Here is a 20,164-nt window from a genome sequence, read left to right as displayed (position 1 = left end):
GGACACCATGACCACACACGCCTCCCCCCTGCCTTACCCCGCGCTCGCCGAAGAGCTGCTGCCCGGCGGCGGCCACCGCTCCTTCGTGCTGCGTCGCGGACGCCTGCTGCGTGTCACCGACATCGAAGGCGGCGCCAACGTCAGCCTGCTGCTGTTCAACGCCCACGAGAAGACCGAGCGCCTCAACCTGCCCGACTCGCTCAAGTGCCAGCACACCGCCAAACTCAGCCGCGGTCACTGTCTGTACTCCGACATGGGCCGGGTGCTCGCGGCGATCACCGAGGACACCGCAGGCTGGAGCGACAGCCTGGGCGGCGTGCTCGATGCCGCCGAGGTGAAAGCGAAGTACGGCGATGGCCCGTACCAGACCCTGCGCAACGCGTGCCACCGCAACGGCACCGACAATCTGCTGGTCGAGCTCGGCAAGTGGGGCATGGGCGTGGAAGACCTGCTGATGGTGCTCAACCTGTTCTCCAAGGTCACCGTCGATGCCGCAGGCGGCATGCACTTCGTGCCCGGTAACAGCAAGGCCGGCGACGTCATCGAGCTCTATGCGCCGATGGACACCCTGGTGGTGATGACCGCCCTGCAGCATCCGATGGACCCGTCGCCCGTGTATGCACCCAAGCCGGTGGAGCTGACCTGGATGCAGGCCGAAGCCAGCGTCGCCGAGCACTGCCGCAGCTCCCGCCCGGAAAACGAGCGCGGCTTCATCAACACCGAAAACCTCTATCTGTGAGGCGACCCGACATGAGCACCCTGACCTCCAGCACACTGAATCCCGAAGCTGCCGTCGCCCGCCACATCATCCCGGCAGGCGAACCCTGGGTGGGCGAAGTCAAGGCCGGCCAGACCGTCCGCCTGCTCGACCTCGAAGGCAACCAGGCGGTCGACACCCTGTTCTACGGCGTCGCCAACCCCAAGGAGCGCTACGACCCGCAACGCACCCTGCGCCGCCAGGCCAATGTCTATCTGACCACCGGCAGCGTGCTGTACTCCAATCTCGGACGCCCGATGCTCACCATCGTGGCCGACACCTGCGGTCGCCATGACACCCTGGGCGGCGCCTGCGCGCAGGAGAGCAACACCGTGCGCTATGCGCTCGACAAGCTGCACATGCACGCCTGCCGCGACAACTTTCTGTGCGGCTGCCTGCACGACGGCCGCCTGGCCAAGGGCGACATCGGCGCCAACATCAACTTCTTCATGAACGTGCCGGTCACGCCCGAGGGCGGCCTCACCTTCGAGGACGGCATCTCGGGCGCCGGCAAGTATGTGGAGCTGCGCGCCGAGATGGACGTGATCGTGCTGATCTCCAACTGCCCCCAGCTCAACAACCCCTGCAACGGCTACAACCCGACCCCGGCCGAAGTGCTGATCTGGGACTGAGCCAACGAATCACCCGGAGGACGACCTCCGCGGTTCCGATCTCCGGCGGGACGACCCGCCACAGCTCGACAAGAATCGGGTGAGACCATGTTCAACAAAGTCCTGATCGCCAACCGCGGCGCCATCGCCTGCCGCATCCTGCGCACGCTGCGCCAACTCGGCACCGGCGGCGTGGCCGTCTACTCGGAAGCGGACGCCGCCAGCCGCCACATCATCGAAGCCGACGAAGCCCACAGCCTGGGTGAAGGCGCCGCCGCCAGCACCTATCTGGCGGTGGACAAGATCCTCGCCGTCGCCCGCGACACCGGTGCCGGCGCCATCCACCCCGGCTACGGCTTCCTGTCCGAGAACGCGGCCTTTGCCGAGCGCTGCGAAGCCGCCGGCATTGCCTTCATCGGCCCCACGCCCGAGCAGCTGCGCGTGTTCGGCCTCAAGCACACCGCACGCGCGCTGGCCAAGGCGCACGGCGTGCCGATGCTCGAAGGCACCGAACTGCTTGACTCGGTGGATGACGCCCTCGCTGCCGCCGACACCGTGGGCTACCCGGTGATGCTCAAGAGCACTGCCGGCGGCGGCGGCATCGGCATGCGCGTGTGCCGCAGCGCCGAAGAACTGGCACAGCAGTTCGAGGCCGTGCGCCGATTGGGCGAAAACAACTTCTCCGACTCGGGCGTGTTCATCGAGAAATACATCCAGCGCGCACGCCACCTGGAAGTGCAGATCTTCGGCGACGGTGCGGGCGAGGTCATCGCGCTCGGCGTGCGCGACTGCTCGGTGCAGCGCCGCAACCAGAAGGTGCTCGAAGAGACCCCGGCGCCGAACCTGCCTGCGGGCATGGCCGAAGCGCTGTGCGAGGCGGCGGTCCGTCTCGGTCGCGCGGTCAGTTACCGCTCTGCCGGCACCGTAGAATTCGTCTATGACAGCGAGGCCGGCGCCTTCTACTTCCTCGAAGTGAATACCCGGCTGCAGGTCGAGCACGGTGTCACCGAACAGGTGTGGGGCGTGGACCTGGTCGAGTGGATGGTAAAGCTGGCCGCGGGCGACATGCCGCCGCTCGCCGCGCTCGCCGCCACACTCAAGCCTCAGGGCCACGCCATCCAGGCCCGGCTCTACGCGGAAGACCCCGGCCGCGACTTTCAGCCCTGCCCCGGCCTGCTGACCTCGGTGAGCTTTCCGGCGGCAGACGGACGCGCGCTGCGCATCGACACCTGGGTCGAGGCCGGCTGCGAGATTCCGCCGTATTTCGATCCGATGATCGCCAAGCTGATCGCCCATGCCTCCGACCGCGACGCGGCGATTGCCGGTCTCGATACGGCCCTGGCGGAGAGCTGGCTCTACGGTGTGGAAACCAACCGCGACTACCTGCGCCAGATTCTGGCCGACACGCCTTTCGCCTGCGGCCAGCCCTGGACACGCTGCCTCGAGGGCCTGCGCTACCGCAGCCACAGCATGGAGTTCATCACCGCCGGCACGCAGACTACGGTGCAGGACTGGCCCGCCCGCCTCGGTTACTGGGCCGTCGGCGTGCCGCCGTCGGGGCCGATGGACGACCGCGCGCTGCGCCTGGGTAACAGCCTGCTAGGCAACGACCAGGGCGCAGCCGGGCTCGAGATCACCATGAGCGGCCCCATCATCCGCTTCAACTGCGATGCGGTGGTTGCCGTCACCGGCGCCGACATTGCGCTCAGCCTCGACGACACACCGCAACCGATGAACACCGCGATCTTCGTACCCGCGGACGGCCGGCTGGTGTTCGGCACCATCGCCGGCGCGGGTGCGCGCAGCTATCTGTGCGTGCGCGGCGGCGTCGATGTTCCCGATTACCTCGGCAGCAAGAGCACCTTCACCCTCGGCCAGTTCGGCGGCCATGGCGGACGCGCGCTGCGCGGTGGCGACGTGCTGCACCTGTTCCCGCTCGCCGACGCCGCGGCCGGCGCCAGCCTGCCTGCCGCGCTCACGCCGCCGCTGCAGCCCGCACGCGAGCTGCGCGTCATTTACGGCCCGCACGGCGCACCCGAGTATTTCCGCCAGGAATATATCGAGCGCTTCTTCGCCACCGACTGGGAGGTGCATTTCAATTCCAGCCGCACCGGCGTGCGCCTGATCGGCCCCAAACCGGACTGGGCACGCGACAGCGGCGGCGAGGCCGGCCTGCATCCGTCCAACATCCACGACAACCCGTATGCGGTCGGCGCGGTGGACTTCACCGGCGACATGCCGGTCATCCTCGGCCCGGATGGCCCCAGCCTGGGCGGTTTCGTGTGCCCGGTGACGGTGATCGAAGCCGACCTGTGGCAACTCGGTCAGCTGAAAGCCGGCGACAAGGTGCGCTTCATTCCGGTCAGTCTGGAAACGGCTCGCACACTGGCGCAGGCACGCGACACCGAAGCCGCCGGCCTGGCGCAGCCCTGCCCGGCCAGCTCGGACGCGATCGCGTTGGCCTCGCCCATCGTGCTCGACATCGGCAGCGACGACACCCGGCTGGTCGCGCGTGTCTCGGGCGACACCCATGTGCTGCTCGAAGTCGGCCCACCCGAACTCGACCTGGTGCTGCGCTTCCGCGCCCATGCGCTGATGCAGGCCATCGAGGCGCTGGCGCTCGACAGCCTCATCGACCTGACCCCGGGCATCCGCTCGCTGCAGCTGCACTACCGCCCGGAGACCCTGCCGCTGGCCACCCTGCTCAAGCGCGTGGCGGCACTGTGGACCGCAGTGTGCGAACGCGACGATCTCGAAGTGCCGTCGCGCGTCGTGCATCTGCCGCTGTCGTGGGACGACCCCGCCTGCCAGCTGGCGATCGAGAAGTACATGACCACGGTGCGCAAGGACGCGCCATGGTGCCCGAGCAACCTCGAGTTCATCCGCCGCATCAACGATCTGCCCAACCTTGAAGCCGTGCAGCGCACCGTGTTCGAGGCCAGCTACCTGGTGATGGGGCTGGGCGACGTGTATCTGGGCGCGCCGGTGGCCACACCGCTCGACCCGCGCCATCGCCTGGTCACCACCAAGTACAACCCGGCGCGCACGTGGACCGCGGAGAACTCGGTGGGCATCGGCGGCGCCTACATGTGCATCTACGGCATGGAAGGCCCCGGCGGCTATCAGTTCGTCGGCCGCACGCTGCAGATGTGGAACCGCTACCGCGCGGTCGATGCCTTCGACGGCAAGCCCTGGCTGCTGCGTTTCTTCGATCAGGTGCGCTTCTTCCCCGTCGCCGCCGACGAGTTGCTGCGCATCCGCCGCGACTTCCCCCTCGGACGCTACCCGGTGCAGATCGAGCACACCACGCTGAAGCTGGCCGACTACCAGGACTTCCTCGCCCGCGAAGCCGAGGGCATCGCCGACTTCCGTACCCAGCAGCGCGCCGCCTTCGATGCCGAGCGCGAACGCTGGATCGCGACCGGCCAGGCGCATTTCGACGCAGAGGAAGTCGCCCCCGACATCGGCGAAGACGCGCCGCTGGGCGAAGGCGAACATGCGATCGAAAGCCATATCGCCGGCAACCTGTGGCAGGTCAAGGTCGAGGCCGGCGAGCGCGTGTCCGAGGGCGACACCCTGGTCATTCTCGAATCGATGAAGATGGAGATCCCGCTCACCGCGCCGCGCGACGGCATCGTCAAGGAAGTCCGGGTGCAGCCCGGCTCACCGGTGCGCGCCGGCCAGCGCGTCCTGATCCTGGAGGAAGCATGAACACCCTGTTGCCCAAACACCCGTACGACTTGCGCATCGATGCGCTGCTGGCCGCCTATCGCGACGGTAGTCTCAAGCCGCGCGACCTCATTGCAGCACTCCGTGCGCGCTCGGCCGAGCTGAATCCGGAATACAGGCTCTTCATCCACCTGCTCGACGAGACCGAGCTCGAACCTTACCTCGCCGCGCTCGACGAGCACTCGCCGGTGGACCTGCCGCTGTACGGCATTCCCTTCGCGATCAAGGACAACATCGACCTCGCCGGCGTCCCCACCACCGCGGCCTGCCCGGCCTTCGCCTGCACGCCGTCACGCTCGGCGACGCTGGTCGAACGCCTGATCGCGCTCGGTGCGATCCCGCTCGGCAAAACCAACCTCGACCAGTTCGCCACCGGGCTCAACGGTACCCGCTCACCATACGGCGCTTGCCGCAACTCGGTGCTGCCCGGCTATCCGTCGGGCGGATCGAGTGCAGGCTCGTCACTGGCGGTGGCGCTGGGTGTCACCAGCTTCTCGCTTGGCACCGATACCGCCGGTTCGGGCCGGGTGCCGGCGGCGCTCAACAATCTGGTCGGCACCAAACCCACCCGCGGCCTGCTGTCGGCGGCGGGCGTGGTGCCGGCCTGCCGCACGCTGGACTGCGTCACCTACTTCACCGCGACGGCCCGCGAGGCCTCGCTGCTGATGGCGCTGACCTCGGTGCCCGACGCGCGGGACAGCTACAGCCGCAGCAACCCGTCGTGGAACCATGGCAGCGCGTTCGGCAGCCCGCGGCCGTTCCGGTTTGGCGTGCCCCGTGACGAGGATCTGGTCTTTTTCGGGTGCTCGGAAGGGCCCGCACTCTTCGCGGACGCGATCGCGCAGCTTGAAGCCATCGGCGGCGAGCGGGTCGAAATGGACTTTTCGCCCTTTCTGGAGGCCGCCCGTCTGCTCTACGAAGGGCCGTGGGTCGCCGAGCGCTATGCGGTCGCCGGCGCGCTGATCGAGCGCGATCCCGATGCCGTCCTGAAAGTGATCCGCGATGTACTGGCAAAGGCGCCCGGCGCGACCGCGGTCGACACCTTCACCGCACAGTACAGGCTGCAGGATCTCAAGGCCGTGTGCGACAGCGTGCTGGCGGGCCTCGACTGCGTGCTGACGCCCACCATCGGGCGTCCGGTCACCCTCGCCGAACTCGAAGTTGAACCCGTACTGCGCAACAGCGAGCTCGGCTATTACACGAATTTCATGAACCTGCTCGACTATGCAGCGGTTGCCGTACCGACCGGCTTCATGCGCAACGGCCTGCCCTGGGGCGTAACCCTCTTCGGCCGCGCCTTCACCGATCAGTACCTGCTCAGCCTCGCCGACGCGGTACAGCGCAATCATGCTCTGCCGCTGGCTGGCGGACACGACAGCGCCTTGCCGGCGCTGGCTTCGGTCGCGCAGCACGACCGCCTGCGTGTCGTCGTGTGCGGCGCCCACCTGAAAGGACTTCCGCTCAACCACCAGCTCACCTCGCGTGGTGCCCAGTTGATCGAGCGCACCGTCAGCAGCCCGCATTACAAGCTCTATGCACTCGCCGGCGGCCCGCCGTTCCGGCCCGGCATGGTGCGGGTTGCGCAAGGGGGCGCCGCCATCGAAGTCGAAGTCTGGGAACTGCCAGCTGCCGAACTGGGCACCTTCCTGGCGGGCATCCCCGCCCCGCTCGGACTGGGCAAGGTCACGCTCGCCGATGGCCGTCAGGAAACCGGCTTCATCTGTGAGCCGAGCGGTATCGAGGGCGCAACCGACATCAGCCATTTCGGCAGCTGGCGCCGATATCTGGAGAACCGATAGACGCCGGGACCTGAGCCCCGACGGACACTCCGTACGCTCAGTGCGAAGCCAGCCCCCGCCGGTACTGAATGGCTTCTGCCATGTGCGCGGCGCCGGGCTGTGCGACTTCATTCAGGTCGGCGAGCGTGCGCGCAACCCGCAGCACCCGGTGATAGGCTCGCGCCGACAGATTGAGGCGGCTCATGGCCTGTGCCAGCAAGGCCGCCCCCGCCGCGTCAGGCACGCAGCAGGCATCCACCTGCGCCGGCGCGAGCGCGGCGTTCGGCATGCCCTGACGCTCGACCTGCAACGCTCGCGCCCGAAGCACCCGGGCGCGGACAGCTGCACTCGACTCGCCGCGGGACGCTTCGGCAAGGTCCTCGTAGGACACCGCCGGCACTTCGACCACCAGATCGATACGATCGAGCAGCGGACCGGAAAGGCGCGCACGGTAGCGGGAGATCTGCGTCGGCGTGCACGTGCACGCCCGGGTCGGATGACCTGAATAACCGCAGGGGCAGGGGTTCATTGCCGCGACGAGCTGGAATCGTGCGGGAAACTCGGCCCGCCGGCGCGCGCGCGAGACCGTGACATGACCGGTTTCAAGCGGCTCGCGCAGCGACTCCAGCACCCTGCGGTCGAACTCGGGCAATTCATCGAGAAACAGGACACCGTGATGGGCCAGGGACACCTCGCCCGGTTGCGGGATCGCCCCGCCGCCCACCAGTGCCGCAGCCGATGCCGAGTGATGCGGGGCGCGAAAGGTGCGCCGCCCCCAGTTGGCGGCGTCGAACCGGCCTGTGAGTGAATGCACGGCTGCACTCTCGAGTGCCTCGGCTTCGGTCAGTGGCGGCATCAACCCCGGCAGGCGCTGTGCCAGCATCGACTTGCCGGTACCGGGCGAGCCATACATGAGCAGCGAATGCCCGCCGGCTGCAGCGACTTCCAGCACCCTGCGAGCCTGGAACTGCCCCCTGACATCGGCCAGATCGGGCGCAAGCGCGAAACCGTCGCCCACCGCGGGGGGCGGGTGCGCAGACAAGGACTCGAGCCCGTTCAGATGCGCGCACACGGCCAGCAGGGATGTGGCGGGCAGCACATTGACACCGCGCGCCAGCGCCGCCTCGTCGGCATTCTCGAGCGGCAGCACCAGCGCGCGCTGGTGGCGCCCGGCAGCCAGCGCGGCTGCAAGCGCCCCGCGAATTCCGCGCAGACTGCCATCGAGCGAGAGCTCGCCACAGAATTCGTGCGCATCCAGCCCGGTGCCCTTGACCTGCCCCGACGCGACCAGGATGCCGAGCGCAATCGGCAGATCGAAGCGCCCGCCCTCCTTCGGAAGGTCGGCCGGCGCGAGGTTTACCGTGATCCGTCGCTGTGGGAACTCAAACTGGGAGGTGATGATGGCCGCACGCACCCTGTCGCGGGCCTCGCGCACTTCGGTGTCGGCCAGGCCGACCAGCGTGAACGCGGGCAATCCATTCGAAAGGTGCACTTCGACCGTGACTTCGGGTGCATTGAGCCCGTCAACGGCGCGGGTGCGCACGAGCGCGATAGACATCCGGACCTCCAAAACTGACCGGGCGTCAGTCTAGCGGAGATCCCGATAATGACAATAGAATTAATTCGGCAGCTGGCGCTTCGGCTGATCAGTCCGGTGTGCTGTCCCGCTCGACTGCGTCCGCTTCGAGCACGGCAACCCGCGCCTCGAGTTCTGCCAGACGCTGACGCGCGTGGGCAAGCATCTCGCGCTGGACCTCGAACTCCTCACGCGTCACGAGATCGAGCTTGCCGAAAGCACCGGAGAGCACCGCCTTCAGATTCTTCTCGATATCGCGCGCCGGACTGTTAGCTGCGAGTTCGGAGAGTTTGGACCCGATTTCATCGAAGATACGTGGATTTGCCATGGAGATCACCGCCTTTATTACGAACAGAACATCAGTCTAGCACGCGCGCCGGACGGTGCTTTTGCAGCCGATGCGCGAAAGTGGCGCACGATTACTTGCCACAACGCACCAATATGGTGCATAAAGTGATTCCATGCCTCATTTGTGCACATTCCTCCACTGAGTCATAACGGATACAGTCAGTAGAAACGGTCCAAAGCCCAACAACAGAAAGGGATTCAGCAAACTGGCACGGTGTGTGCATTGGTTGGCTCACCAAAACACAACCCTACTCCTTCAGGAGCGAACCATGCGCAAGAGCCTCATCGCAACCGCCGTTCTGGCTTCCCTCACCTTCGTCGGTGCTGTGCACGCCGAAGAAGAAAGCCCGTTCAGCGGCAACATCTCGCTGACGACGGATTACGTCTTCCGCGGCATCAGCCAAACTCAGGGCAACCCGGCCCTGCAGGGCGGTTTCGACTACGCGCACTCCAGTGGTTTCTATGTCGGCACCTGGGCGTCGAACGTCGGCTGGGTCGACGATGTCGCCAAGTCGCAGAACAGCATGGAATGGGACCTGTATTTCGGTTTCGCCAATGAAGTCGGTCAGCTCTCCTACGACGTGGGCGCAGTGCGCTACTTCTACCCGGGCAGCGGGATCAGCGGCGTGTCCTCGCCGGACACGACCGAAGTCTATCTGTCGCTGGGCTGGAACATCCTCGAGCTCAAGTACTCGCACGGCGTGTCGAAGACGCTGTTCGGCTGGAATGGCACCAATACCACCAGCACCCGCAACAGCAACTACCTCGAGCTGAACGCAGAGTACGAGTTCGCCGAAGGCTGGGCGGCATCGGCTCACGTCGGTCGCCAGATCATCAAGAACAACGGCGCCGCCTCCTACATGGACTGGGGCGTCGGTGTGAGCAAGGACGTTGGCTTCGGCACGTTCGCAGTCAACTACGCCGGTTCCGATGCGGATGGCAGCTGCTCCAAGGGCGAAGCCTACTGTTTCGGCTCAAACGGCAAGAACGCAGCGGGTGACCGTTTCTACGCATCGTTCAGCAAGGAATTCTGAGCGCGATTCGGGTGTTCGGGCCCCGAGAGACAGGGGCCCGGATGAATGAGATCTCAGCAATAAAGGTGGAGCAATCATGAAATTCATCAGTGCCATCATCAAGCCGTTCAAGCTCGACGAAGTGCGTGAAGCACTGTCGGCGATCGGTGTTCAGGGCATCACGGTGACCGAGGTCAAAGGCTTCGGTCGTCAGAAGGGCCACACCGAGCTTTACCGCGGCGCGGAATACGTCGTCGACTTTCTGCCCAAGGTAAAGATCGAAGCGGCCATCCGCGCTGACATCCTTGATCAGGCCATCGAGGCCATCGAGAAGTCTGCGTCCACCGGCAAGATCGGTGACGGCAAGATCTTCGTCTTCGAACTGGAACAGGCTATCCGCATTCGCACCGGTGAAACCGGATCCGATGCCCTGTAAGGGAGATTGAGAAATGAAAAAACTATTTGCAATCCTGCTGGCGGCTGTGACCGTCGGCTTTGCTGGCGGCGTTTACGCCCAGGAATCGACGGCCCCCGTTGTCGAAGCAGTTGTTGAAGCAGCCGCAGCCGTGGCTGAAGCACCGGCCGAAATGGCCGCAGAACCCACGGTCAACAAGGGCGACGTCGCCTGGATCATGACTGCCACCCTCCTCGTTCTGTTCATGGCCCTGCCCGGCCTGGCGCTGTTCTACGGCGGCCTCGTCCGCTCCAAGAACATGCTGTCGGTGCTGATGCAGGTGATGGTGGTGTTCTCGCTGATCTCCGTGCTGTGGGCCTTCTACGGCTACAGCCTGGCGTTCACCGAGGCCAGCCCCTTCATCGGCTCGCTCGACAAGCTGTTCCTGTCCGGCGTGAGCATCGATACCCTCGCAGACACCTTCACCGACGAAGCCAAGCTGCCTGAGTATGCGTTCATCGCCTTCCAGGCCACCTTCGCCGGCATCACCTGCGCACTCATCGTCGGCGCCTTCGCCGAGCGCATGAAGTTCTCCGCAGTGCTGCTGTTCTCGGTGATCTGGTTCACCTTCTGCTACCTGCCGATCTGCCACATGGTCTGGGGCCCGGGCGGCTACCTGCTGGGCGACGGCGCACTCGACTTCGCTGGCGGTACCGTGGTGCACATCAACGCCGGTGTTGCCGGTCTGGTTGGTGCCTACATGGTTGGCAAGCGTATCGGCTACGGTCGTGAATCCATGGCTCCGCATTCGCTGACGCTGACCATGGTCGGTGCCTCGATGCTGTGGGTGGGCTGGTTCGGCTTCAACGCCGGTTCCAACCTGGAAGCCACTTCGGGCGCAGCGCTGGCCTTCATCAACACCCTGTTCGCCACTGCCGCTGCAGTGCTGGCCTGGTGCGTCGGTGAAGCCATGTTCAAGGGCAAGCCCTCCATGCTGGGTGCTGCATCCGGTGCGGTTGCCGGTCTCGTGGCCATCACCCCGGCCTGCGGCTCGGTTGGCCCGATGGGCGCCATCGTGATCGGCCTGCTGGCTGGCTTCATCTGCCTGTGGGGCGTGAATGGCCTCAAGCGCATGCTCGGCGCGGATGACTCGCTCGACGTGTTCGGCGTGCATGGCCTCGGCGGCATCATCGGTGCCATCCTGACCGGTGTATTCACCGCACCGTCCCTGGGCGGCACGGGCGGCGACGACTTCTCGATCGCCAGCCAGGTGTGGATCCAGACCTACTCGGTGATCATCACCATCGTATGGTCGGCAGTGGTTGCTTTCGTCGCCTTCAAGATCGCCGACATGTTCGTCGGTCTGCGGGTCCCGGAAGAAGAAGAGCGCGAAGGCCTGGACATCACGTCCCACGGCGAAACCGCTTACCACTACTAAGCATCAAAAAGGGTCGAACCGACCTCCTCCGGTTCTTCCCATTCTGGGCGCCCTGCGGGGCGCCCTTTTTTGTCCACGCGCAGACGACGGACGTAAGAAAGGCGCCCCGAAAGGCGCCTTGATCACGGCAGCACCGCGGCCTTCCGGCCTAGCGGAACACCACGGTCTTGTTTCCATGCACCAGCACCCGATCTTCAAGGTGATAGCGCAGACCACGTGCCAGCACGGTTTTCTCGATGTCCTTGCCGTAACGCACCATGTCTTCGGCCGCGTCGGAGTGATCAATACGAATCACGTCCTGCTCGATGATCGGCCCCTGGTCCAGATCGGCGGTCACATAGTGGCAGGTCGCGCCGATCAGCTTCACGCCCTTGGCGTAGGCCTGATGATAGGGGCGCGCGCCAACGAAACTGGGCAGGAAGCTGTGGTGAATATTGATGATGCGCCCCGGGTAGGTGGCACACAGCGTTGGTGACAGGATCTGCATGTAGCGGGCCAGCACCATGGTGTCGCCGCGCACCTCTTCGAACAGGCGCCCCACCTCGGCATACGCGCTCGACTTGTTGTCGGGCGTGACCGGCACGTGGTGGAAGGGAATGCCGTGCCACTCGACGAAGCCGCGCAGCGTATCGTGATTGGAAATCACGCACGGGATCTCGATATCGAGCTCCTTCGACTTCCATCGCGCCAGCAGATCGTACAGGCAGTGCTCCTGCTTGCTCACCAGCATGACCACCCGCTTCTTCACTGCGGAATCGGTGATCTTCCACTCCATCTCCAGCTCTTCGGCCAGCGGCCGGAAACGCTCGCGCAACTCGCTGAGGTGAAACGGCAGCGAATCGGCACGGATCTCGATGCGCATGAAATAGCGCCCGATGTCCTCACCATCACGCGGCGGCTCCGCATGCAGCGAGGTTTCGAGAATCCATCCCTGGTGTTCGGCGATGAAGCCCGAGACGCGGGCGACGATGCCGACACGGTCGGGACAGGAGGCTGACAGGGTGAAAAAGCGTTCGCGATGCATGGCGGCTCGGGTCTGGGGGTTCAGGCGGTACGGGCAAAAGCCTTGTCGATTTCGGCGCGCAGGCCGGCGTAATCGCGCACAACCGGGTATTGCGGAAACTCGCGGATGACGTTTTCCGGCGGATGGAACAGGATGCCGCCGTGGGCCTCGCCCAGCATGGCGGTGTCGTTGTACGAGTCGCCCGCGGCCACCACCTTGAAGTTGAGCTCCTTGAAACGCTGCACTGCTTCACGCTTCTGGTCGGGCATGCGCAGATGGTAGTTGACCAGAATGCCTTCGGCATTGGCTTCAAGACTGTGACAGAACAGCGTCGGCAGACCGAGCTGCTGCATCAGCGGCTTGGCGAACTCGTAGAAGGTGTCGGACAGGATGATGACCTGGTAGGTCTCGCGCAGATCGTCCAGAAACTCGCGTGCGCCGGCCATCGGCCCCATGCTGGCGATCACCGCCTGAATATCGGGCAGGCCGAGATTGTGCCTGGCCAGGATATCGAGGCGGTACTTCATCAGGGTGTCGTAATTCGGCTCGTCGCGCGTGGTACGCCGCAACTCGGGGATGCCGGTACGCTCGGCGAATTCGATCCAGATTTCCGGAACCAGCACACCTTCTAGGTCTAGACAGACGATTCGCACCGGGCGCTCCTGTAGGCAGAATTTGACGGAAGGCGGATTCTATCATCGACACGTTCCCGACTTCTCTTGACCACGGCGAGGAGAAATGCGCACCGGCACGATTATTCCACTGGAAGCAAACCGGTGCTCGGCACATACTATGCGGAAAAGTTCATATGCCAGCCCAATGATCAAACTCATCCCGGTCGAGAAGCTCCAACCCGGCATGTTCATCCACGACCTCAACTGCGGCTGGATGGAACATAACTTCGTACGTAACCGCTTCGCGGTCGATGACTCTGCGACGGTGGAGAAGGTGCTGGCACTGGGCACGCACGAAATCTACATCGACACCGGGCGCGGGCTGGATGTCATCGACGCCCCCACGCTGGAAGAAGCGGCACACAAGGTCGATGAGCAGATCGAGGCCATCGCCACCAGCGCCGCGATGCCCATCGAACCGGTCTCGCTTGCCGACGAAGTGCACCGTGCGAAGACGCTTCATCGCGAGGCCAACGTCATCGTGCGCAACATGATGGGCGACATCCGCCTGGGCAAGCAGATCGAGCTCGAAAAGATCGAACCCCTGGTGAGCCAGATCGTAGACTCGATCTTCCGCCAGCAGGACGCCCTGCTGCCGCTGTCCCTGCTCAAGAGTCACGACGAATACACCTTCCAGCACTCGGTATCGGTGTGCACGCTGATGACCTCCTTCGCCCGCGCGCTCGAACTGCCGCGCGAGATCATCCACGAGATCGCGATCGGTGCCCTCCTGCATGACGTGGGCAAGGCAAAGGTGCCGGACGAGATTCTCAACAAACCGGCCAAGCTGACCGACGCCGAGTTCGACAAGATGAAGTCGCATGTGGTGCAGAGCAAGCTCATCCTCATGGGCACGCCCGGCATCAGCGAAATCGCCCTCGATGTCGCGGCACAGCACCACGAGCGCTTCGACGGCACGGGCTACCCGAACAAGCTGAAGGGCGAACAGATCAGCCTCTACGGCCAGATGGGCGCAATCGTCGACGTCTACGACGCGCTGACCTCCAACCGCTGCTACCACAAGGGCCGGCCGCCCACCGAGGCGCTGCGCAAGCTGCTCGAGTGGAGCAAGTTCCACTTCAAGCCCGAACTCGTGCAGGCCTTCATCCGCACCATCGGCATTTACCCCTCGGGCTCACTGGTACGTCTCGAGAGCGGTCGTCTCGCGGTGGTGCAGGAACAGCACACCGACAAGCTGATGCAGCCGTCAGTGAAGGTGATGTTCCATACCAAGGGCCACTACCTGACCCCGGAACTCGTGGACCTGCGCCACTCCCAGGACCGCATCGTCGCGCACGAATCGTTCGAAGACTGGAAGATCGACCCTGCACAATGGCAGCCTGCCTGACAGCACGATCACGTTTGGAAACGCGCCAACGGGGATAAAGGCGCTATCCTACGCATCCCGTCACGCGACCCTGTTCTCGCATGCCCATCAGCCCGACTTTCCGTATTGCCGCCAGCACGCTGCTGCTGTGCCTCCTCACCCCGCTCTCGCAGGCCGCCGACTCGAGCGCAGCGGACGAAGTGCGCGCCAGCCGCCTGAAGGATGAGGCCGCACAACTGCGCGACCAGGCCGAAGCCACCTACCAGGCCACCGAACCGCAGTGTTACGAGCGCTTCCTGGTCAATCGCTGCATCGACGCCGCCAAGCAGGCACGACTCGACGACATCCACCGCGCCCGCGCACTCGAATCCGAAGCACGCAAGCTGGAGCTTGCCGCGCGTCAGCGCGCAGCCGACGAAGCCATGCGCAACAATCCTGGCGCGCCCCAGCAGGCACCGGCCACCTCGCCCGCGGCCGACCCGACGATTCGTGCAACACCCGAAGCCGAGCGCATGCGCAGCGAACGCAGCAAGGCGGCCGCAGAGGCGGAGCGCGAAGCGGTGAAAGCGCGTGCTGCACAGGACGCCGAACGTGCTGCCGAGCGCAGCAAGGCGCAGGAGGCGGCCGCGCAGCGTGCGGAACAGGCCGCCCGCGAACGTGAGCGCTACGACGAGCGCATTCGCGAATACGAAGAGAAGAAGGCGCGCGACGCCTCCGGGCGCTGACTCCCTGCCGAGCGGGCAGCCTCAGGCGGTCCGCGCCGGGCGGTTGGCAACCCAGATACCGAGTGCAACCATCCCCAGTGCCATGAAGACAGCCGGCGTCGGCGTTTCGCCAAGCAGAACGCTGCCGGCTACCACGCCCATCACGGGGGTGAGGAAGGAAAACGAGGACAGGCGGGTGATCGGGTAGTTGCGAATGAGCCAGAACCAGCCGATGTAGCTCGCGGTTGCGACCACCAGGATCTGAAAGGCGAGACTCGCCCACACCATCGGCGATGGCGCGAAGACGCCCGCTTCGCCAAAAGCGAGCGCCAGAATCGGCAGCACGACGGCCGAGACCGCCAGCTGGTAGAGCAGCATCTTTTCCGGCGCTGCACGCGCCAGCGTCGACACCTTGATCGTCAGCGTGGTCCCGGCCCAGAACACGGCGGCAGCGAACATCATCAGGTCACCCACCCAGGTGCTCTCCGCGGGCAGCAGCAGGCTCTCGCCGAACAGGGCCAGCACGCCGACGAAAGCCATCATCATGCCGGCCCACTGCGCCGGCCGCATGTGTTCCTGCGGCAGCAGCCAGACCGCGCCCATCGCAACCATGAAGGGCGCGGTATACAGAAAGATCACGCCCCGCGATGCCGTGGTGTATTCGAGCGCCCAGTAGAGCAGACCGAACTCGAGCGAGAACAGCAGTCCGGCGAGCAGGCCGGGCAACAGGGTGCGATCACGCTCGAACAGACGCACCCCGCGCAGCACCGACCACAGCATCACCAGCACAACCGCCCCGATCGAACGCAGCCCCGCCTGCCACACCGGCGAGATTCCGGCGTTGGCATACTTGATCACCACTTGCTGGCTGCCCCATACGGTGCAGAAAATCACCATCAGAACAATGGCGAAACGGTCTAACTGGATCTTGGGTGGCATGCCTTGTCTGCGAATCCGTATGCTTGTCCGGGCCGGCAAGTATAGGGGTTACGGACATGACAAACGTAGCGTCCGAAAAAAATGCACCAGACTGGGGCGAAGTCCGCGATGCACAGGCCCGGCAGCGGCGTCACGCGCCGCATTACCGCAGGCACGTGTCAGCGGCCCTAGATCGATGCGGTTCGCAGCGGCGTATCCGTGCAGGCAAGCTGCTCGAACTGCGCCGCCCAGCCCGCGATCTCGTTGACCAGATGGGTACGCTGCGCCGGGCTCGCCATGTTGAAGATGTCAGCCAGCAGGTCGAGCGTCTGTTTGCGGTTGCGGGCGACATCCGCCCGGTAGTCTGCCGCCCACAGCGAGTCCGGCTCCAGCAGCAGCGCGCCCACGCGGGACTCGAAATCTGGCGCATGCCGCTGCGCCAGCACCTCGATCAGAGCCCCCTGCCAACGCGCACGGTGTTGCAGCCAGGCTTCGGTCGTGGGCGCCAGTCCGGCGCTCCAGGCCGCGACCCGGCTGCGCTGTGCCGCACTGAGCGGGCCGAACCAGGTACGCAGACGCTTTTCCATGCGCTCGATCTGGCGCGCGCGCAGCGCATCCGGCGTGCCCTCGAGGAATTCCTCGCGGGTCTCGTCGTTCCGTCGCGCAAACGCCTCGCCGAGTTCCTTCACCTGAGCATCGCTCAAGGCGGCGAGCAGGACGCCGGCGTCCGGGGTGACCTCCTTCATCAGCACCCGCCAGAACGCCTCGCCACGCTGCAGATAGACGTCCAGGATCGGCGCCCCCACGACCTCATTGCCGCGCAGATCGCGCTCGACCTCGCGCAGCAGGCCCGAGTAGGCGGTCAGCTGACTGCTGCAATGCCAGGCCAGGCGCGCTTCGAGGCGTGCATCGAGGAGCCGCTTCTGCGTCCGGTCCAGACTGACGTAATCACCCACGTACCAGGGCAGCAGCCAGTCGAGCTGCGAATAGGCGAAGCGCAGCCCGCAGCCGCCCAGCAGCAAGGCGCAAAATGACAGAACGAGGAGTCGCAGACGAACGGACATGAGGTCTGAGAGCACATGGCGCGCTCAAGGTTCGCGCCAGCAGCGCGTTTTCGAGGCGCGTCTAGTCGACCACCACGGCATCCACCGGCGCCGGAAACTGCAGCCGTGCGCGCAAGGCACGGGTGACCTCGACATTGCCCGCTGCATCGACGCGCAAGGCATGATCGATACCGAAATGACGCGTCTGCTCGCGCCAGCCTTCATTGGCCAGATAAGCGGGCTTGCTTGCCGCATCCGACAGCGTGCCGGCGGCCTCACGCGGCGTGATCAGCACGGTGAGCGACTGCGTACCGTGGGCAGGCTGTCCGGTGCGCGGGTCGAGCAGGTGCGCATAGCGCTCGCCGTCGAGTTCGAAATAGCGCTGGTAGTCGCCCGACGTGCCGACCGCCTCGCCGTCGTACAGCGGCATGGTCGCGAGCGGCGCCGGGGCGCGCGGATGCTGGATGCCGATACGCCAGGGCTGATCGCCCTTCTTCCCGAGCGCCATCACATTGCCACCGATGTTGATCAGCGCGTTGGTGATGCCCTGTTCGCGCAGCAGGGTCGCCGCACGGTCCAGCGCATAGCCTTTGGCATAACCACCCAGATCAAGCTGCACCGCCGGATTGCGGCTGCTGACGCGGCGGCCGTCGATGTCGAGGTCGCTCATCCGGGGCCGCGCTGCGACCAGTGCGGCGAGCTTCTCCGGATCGGGGCGCACAGGCACGAAGGTGTCCGTGTGAAAGCCCCACAGTGCGATCAGGCTGCCAAGCGCCGGATCGAAGAGTTCGTCACCTGTTGCGGCCATGCGCTGCGCGTCGCGCAGCATCGTTGCCAGCTCTTCCGACACCTCCAGCGACTCGCCCCGCGCGATCGCCTCGTTCAGCGCGGTAAGTTCGGAGGGCTCCCAGGCATGATAGGCACGGTGAAGGCGGTCGAACTCGCGAAGCACCAGCGCGCTTGCGGCGTCGGCCTGGGCCTTGTCATCCCCGTACACCGCGACATCGACGCGGGTACCAAAGACGTAGGATTCCTGATGAAAGACCTGCGGCCGCGCGCAGCCGCCCAGCAGCAGCGCGCACGCGAGCACGAACAGGGCCGCCCGCAGGCGGCCGAAACCTGCGGCAAGACTCATCCGGCGCAGGCCTCTTCCAGCGTGTCGATCACCAGCCCTGCCACGTCAAAGCCCTGCTGATCTGCGATCTCGACCATGCAGGTCGGGCTGGTGACGTTGATCTCGGTCAGGTGACCGCCGATCACGTCGAGCCCCACGATCAGTAGTCCGCGTGCCCACAGGATGGGCGCCAGGTACTCGGCAATCTCGCGCTCGCGCGCGGTCAGTTCCATGGCCACGCCACGGCCACCCGCAGCGAGGTTGCCGCGCGTTTCGCCCTGCTTCGGAATGCGCGCCAGCGAATACGGCACGACCTTGCCGCCGATGATCAGCACGCGCTTGTCGCCTTCGGCGATCTCGGGCAGGTAGCGCTGCGCCATGATGGTGCGGCTGCCTTCATGGGTCAGGGTTTCGACGATCACGTTGCGGTTGGGGTCGTCGGCACGCACACGGAAGATCTGGCTGCCGCCCATGCCGTCGAGCGGCTTGAGGATGACGTCACCGAGTTCGTCGATGAAGGCATGCACATCCGCCGGGTCGCGCGCCACCATCGTAGTGGCGGTGAATTGAGCGAACTCGGTGATTGCGATCTTCTCGGAGTGGTCGCGAATCGAGCGCGGGTCGTTGAAGACCCGTACGCCGGCCTGCGCGGCACGCTCGAGCAGCCAGGTGGCGGTCACGTATTCGAAATCGAAGGGCGGGTCCTGACGCATCAGCACCGCATCGAAGGCAGACAGCGGCATCGCCAGCGCCTCGCCGGCGGTGTACCAGTCGTAATTGTCGGCGCGCACCGTGAGCGGCACGCTGCTGGCCACCACCACGCCCTCGCGCCAGGTCAGGGCTTCACGCCGGATCGCCCACACCTCGTGACCGCGCGCGGTGGCTGCGCGCATCATCGCCACGCTGGAGTCCTTGTACGGCTTGAGCCCTTCGATCGGATCCAGGATGAAGGCAAGCTTGAGCGGACGGGTCATTATCAGGGTTCCTAAAGCGGGCGGTTTGCATCACGGGGATTCATCGATGATGTCCGCCCCACCGGGCGCACACAGCGCTCGCCGCCAACATGGACGCGGAACATCACCCCGTCCGGACAGCGCCCCGAGGCGGCCGGACGGGCCAGCCGGAATGTTACACCAAGGGCCCGCCCCTTCCCGCCCTGCGTGGCGCCCGCAACAGGCCCGAACGGCCCGTCGCCCCCACCCTCAGGCGTCCACCCGGCTCAACGGCAGGCAGCGCTCATCCTTCACCACCTCCATCACCACATAGGTATGGGTCTGCTTGACACAGGGCAGCTCGGAAATGCGCTCCCCCATCACCTTGCGGTACTCAGCGATATCGCGCGTCCGGACCTTCAGCAGGTAGTCAAAGTCACCCGCGATCATGTGACAGGACTCGATCTCGGGAATGGTCTTGACACCCTCGTTGAAGCGCTTCAGATCATGCGCCGTGGTGCTCGACAGCAGCACCTGCACCACGACGATGTGCGCCGCGCCCACGGCCTCGGCGTCGAGCGCCGCGTGATAGCCACGGATCACCCCCTGCTTCTCAAGCCGCCGCAGGCGTTCGGCGCACGGCGTCTTGCTCAGGCCCACACGCCGGGAGAGCTCCACCATCGAGATGCGGGCATCGGCCTGCAATTCACCCAGAATCTTCAAATCGATTCGATCCATTGCACCGCAGCAGACTTTTCGACTGCCGACCAAATGAAAAGAAGTCATTTTGCCCGTATTAATTCCA

The 20,164-nt window shown here is 65.3% G+C and carries 18 protein-coding genes; 9 read left to right on the top strand and 9 right to left on the bottom strand.

Features of this window, described 5'->3' with window-relative positions; all coding sequences use genetic code 11:
- Positions 1–7: 7 nt before the first annotated feature.
- From AC22G6_RS00480 to atzF, 4 genes are all read left to right on the top strand, one after another.
- On the top strand, positions 8–739 hold the full coding sequence (locus AC22G6_RS00480; RefSeq protein WP_487365153.1) for an urea amidolyase associated protein UAAP1: 732 nt from the start codon (positions 8–10) through the stop codon (positions 737–739).
- An 11-nt stretch (positions 740–750) separates the two neighbouring features.
- The gene (locus AC22G6_RS00475) at positions 751–1,389 is read left to right on the top strand and encodes an urea amidolyase associated protein UAAP2 (protein WP_487365152.1); all 639 of its coding nucleotides are present in this window, start codon (positions 751–753) and stop codon (positions 1,387–1,389) included.
- 87 nt (positions 1,390–1,476) lie between these two features.
- Entirely contained in the window at positions 1,477–5,079 is a 3,603-nt protein-coding gene (uca, locus tag AC22G6_RS00470) for an urea carboxylase (RefSeq protein ID WP_487365151.1), read from the top strand.
- Positions 5,076–6,896, top strand: a complete 1,821-nt coding sequence (gene atzF, locus AC22G6_RS00465; protein ID WP_487365150.1) for an allophanate hydrolase — start codon at positions 5,076–5,078, stop codon at positions 6,894–6,896. Before uca ends, atzF begins: the two co-directional genes overlap by 4 nt.
- Positions 6,897–6,933: 37 nt before the next feature.
- Here atzF and AC22G6_RS00460 read toward each other — a convergent pair whose 3' ends face one another.
- Positions 6,934–8,433 carry a YifB family Mg chelatase-like AAA ATPase gene (locus tag AC22G6_RS00460; RefSeq protein ID WP_487365149.1) on the bottom strand — a complete coding sequence of 500 codons (1,500 nt, stop codon included), beginning with the start codon at positions 8,431–8,433 and terminating at the stop codon, positions 6,934–6,936.
- An 88-nt stretch (positions 8,434–8,521) separates the two neighbouring features.
- Complete coding sequence (locus AC22G6_RS00455; protein ID WP_487365148.1) at positions 8,522–8,779, bottom strand: accessory factor UbiK family protein; 258 nt, start codon at positions 8,777–8,779, stop codon at positions 8,522–8,524.
- A gap of 289 nt (positions 8,780–9,068) precedes the next feature.
- Between AC22G6_RS00455 and AC22G6_RS00450 the strand changes: the two genes are divergently transcribed.
- The 3 genes from AC22G6_RS00450 (at position 9,069) to AC22G6_RS00440 (ending at position 11,644) form a co-directional block, all read left to right on the top strand.
- Positions 9,069–9,833 carry a TorF family putative porin gene (locus tag AC22G6_RS00450; RefSeq protein ID WP_487365147.1) on the top strand — a complete coding sequence of 255 codons (765 nt, stop codon included), beginning with the start codon at positions 9,069–9,071 and terminating at the stop codon, positions 9,831–9,833.
- A 76-nt stretch (positions 9,834–9,909) separates the two neighbouring features.
- Complete coding sequence (glnK, locus tag AC22G6_RS00445) at positions 9,910–10,248, top strand: P-II family nitrogen regulator (protein ID WP_108950432.1); 339 nt, start codon at positions 9,910–9,912, stop codon at positions 10,246–10,248.
- Positions 10,249–10,261: 13 nt separating this feature from the next.
- The gene (locus tag AC22G6_RS00440) at positions 10,262–11,644 is read left to right on the top strand and encodes an ammonium transporter (protein WP_487365146.1); all 1,383 of its coding nucleotides are present in this window, start codon (positions 10,262–10,264) and stop codon (positions 11,642–11,644) included.
- Positions 11,645–11,792: 148 nt separating this feature from the next.
- Here AC22G6_RS00440 and purU read toward each other — a convergent pair whose 3' ends face one another.
- Both purU and thrH read right to left on the bottom strand, forming a co-directional pair.
- Entirely contained in the window at positions 11,793–12,668 is an 876-nt protein-coding gene (gene purU, locus AC22G6_RS00435) for a formyltetrahydrofolate deformylase (RefSeq protein WP_487365145.1), read from the bottom strand.
- A 20-nt stretch (positions 12,669–12,688) separates the two neighbouring features.
- On the bottom strand, positions 12,689–13,300 hold the full coding sequence (thrH, locus tag AC22G6_RS00430; RefSeq protein ID WP_487365144.1) for a bifunctional phosphoserine phosphatase/homoserine phosphotransferase ThrH: 612 nt from the start codon (positions 13,298–13,300) through the stop codon (positions 12,689–12,691).
- Positions 13,301–13,466: 166 nt separating this feature from the next.
- On the opposite strand from thrH, the gene AC22G6_RS00425 reads away from it, so the two are divergent.
- Both AC22G6_RS00425 and AC22G6_RS00420 read left to right on the top strand, forming a co-directional pair.
- Complete coding sequence (locus AC22G6_RS00425; protein ID WP_487365143.1) at positions 13,467–14,669, top strand: HD-GYP domain-containing protein; 1,203 nt, start codon at positions 13,467–13,469, stop codon at positions 14,667–14,669.
- Between the two features lie 80 nt (positions 14,670–14,749).
- Positions 14,750–15,373, top strand: a complete 624-nt coding sequence (locus AC22G6_RS00420; RefSeq protein ID WP_487365142.1) for a hypothetical protein — start codon at positions 14,750–14,752, stop codon at positions 15,371–15,373.
- Between the two features lie 21 nt (positions 15,374–15,394).
- Here the strand turns inward: AC22G6_RS00420 and AC22G6_RS00415 are convergent, their stop codons facing one another.
- The 5 genes from AC22G6_RS00415 to AC22G6_RS00395 form a co-directional block, all read right to left on the bottom strand.
- A complete protein-coding gene (locus tag AC22G6_RS00415; protein ID WP_108950426.1) occupies positions 15,395–16,291 on the bottom strand; it encodes a DMT family transporter in 897 nt (298 codons plus the stop codon).
- A gap of 167 nt (positions 16,292–16,458) precedes the next feature.
- Positions 16,459–17,334, bottom strand: coding sequence for a DUF6279 family lipoprotein (locus AC22G6_RS00410; RefSeq protein WP_487365141.1), 876 nt, complete (start codon positions 17,332–17,334; stop codon positions 16,459–16,461).
- Positions 17,335–17,395: 61 nt separating this feature from the next.
- Complete coding sequence (locus AC22G6_RS00405; protein WP_487365140.1) at positions 17,396–18,448, bottom strand: FAD:protein FMN transferase; 1,053 nt, start codon at positions 18,446–18,448, stop codon at positions 17,396–17,398.
- The gene (gene gshB, locus AC22G6_RS00400; protein ID WP_487365139.1) at positions 18,445–19,401 is read right to left on the bottom strand and encodes a glutathione synthase; all 957 of its coding nucleotides are present in this window, start codon (positions 19,399–19,401) and stop codon (positions 18,445–18,447) included. The genes AC22G6_RS00405 and gshB overlap by 4 nt, the downstream gene beginning before the upstream one ends.
- Positions 19,402–19,629: 228 nt before the next feature.
- Positions 19,630–20,097: an Lrp/AsnC ligand binding domain-containing protein gene (locus AC22G6_RS00395; protein WP_487365138.1), complete on the bottom strand. Its 468-nt coding sequence runs from the start codon at positions 20,095–20,097 to the stop codon at positions 19,630–19,632.
- Between the last annotated feature and the right edge of the window lie 67 nt (positions 20,098–20,164).

Source organism: Parazoarcus sp. PS-13 R2A (assembly GCF_057621855.1).
The sequence above is the reverse complement of the archived record's forward strand: the minus strand, read 5'-3'. Positions and strand labels throughout refer to the sequence as shown.

Excerpts from the sequence above, each read along its gene's own strand:
- AC22G6_RS00480 (WP_487365153.1), top strand. The coding sequence starts at position 8 with ATGACCACACACGCCTCCCCCCTGCCTTACCCCGCGCTCGCCGAAGAG.
- AC22G6_RS00475 (WP_487365152.1), top strand. The coding sequence starts at position 751 with ATGAGCACCCTGACCTCCAGCACACTGAATCCCGAAGCTGCCGTCGCC.
- uca (WP_487365151.1), top strand. The coding sequence starts at position 1,477 with ATGTTCAACAAAGTCCTGATCGCCAACCGCGGCGCCATCGCCTGCCGC.
- atzF (WP_487365150.1), top strand. The coding sequence starts at position 5,076 with ATGAACACCCTGTTGCCCAAACACCCGTACGACTTGCGCATCGATGCG.
- AC22G6_RS00460 (WP_487365149.1), bottom strand. The coding sequence starts at position 8,433 with ATGTCTATCGCGCTCGTGCGCACCCGCGCCGTTGACGGGCTCAATGCA.
- AC22G6_RS00455 (WP_487365148.1), bottom strand. The coding sequence starts at position 8,779 with ATGGCAAATCCACGTATCTTCGATGAAATCGGGTCCAAACTCTCCGAA.
- AC22G6_RS00450 (WP_487365147.1), top strand. The coding sequence starts at position 9,069 with ATGCGCAAGAGCCTCATCGCAACCGCCGTTCTGGCTTCCCTCACCTTC.
- glnK (WP_108950432.1), top strand. The coding sequence starts at position 9,910 with ATGAAATTCATCAGTGCCATCATCAAGCCGTTCAAGCTCGACGAAGTG.
- AC22G6_RS00440 (WP_487365146.1), top strand. The coding sequence starts at position 10,262 with ATGAAAAAACTATTTGCAATCCTGCTGGCGGCTGTGACCGTCGGCTTT.
- purU (WP_487365145.1), bottom strand. The coding sequence starts at position 12,668 with ATGCATCGCGAACGCTTTTTCACCCTGTCAGCCTCCTGTCCCGACCGT.
- AC22G6_RS00425 (WP_487365143.1), top strand. The coding sequence starts at position 13,467 with ATGATCAAACTCATCCCGGTCGAGAAGCTCCAACCCGGCATGTTCATC.
- AC22G6_RS00420 (WP_487365142.1), top strand. The coding sequence starts at position 14,750 with ATGCCCATCAGCCCGACTTTCCGTATTGCCGCCAGCACGCTGCTGCTG.
- AC22G6_RS00415 (WP_108950426.1), bottom strand. The coding sequence starts at position 16,291 with ATGCCACCCAAGATCCAGTTAGACCGTTTCGCCATTGTTCTGATGGTG.
- AC22G6_RS00410 (WP_487365141.1), bottom strand. The coding sequence starts at position 17,334 with ATGTCCGTTCGTCTGCGACTCCTCGTTCTGTCATTTTGCGCCTTGCTG.
- AC22G6_RS00405 (WP_487365140.1), bottom strand. The coding sequence starts at position 18,448 with ATGAGTCTTGCCGCAGGTTTCGGCCGCCTGCGGGCGGCCCTGTTCGTG.
- gshB (WP_487365139.1), bottom strand. The coding sequence starts at position 19,401 with ATGACCCGTCCGCTCAAGCTTGCCTTCATCCTGGATCCGATCGAAGGG.
- AC22G6_RS00395 (WP_487365138.1), bottom strand. The coding sequence starts at position 20,097 with ATGGATCGAATCGATTTGAAGATTCTGGGTGAATTGCAGGCCGATGCC.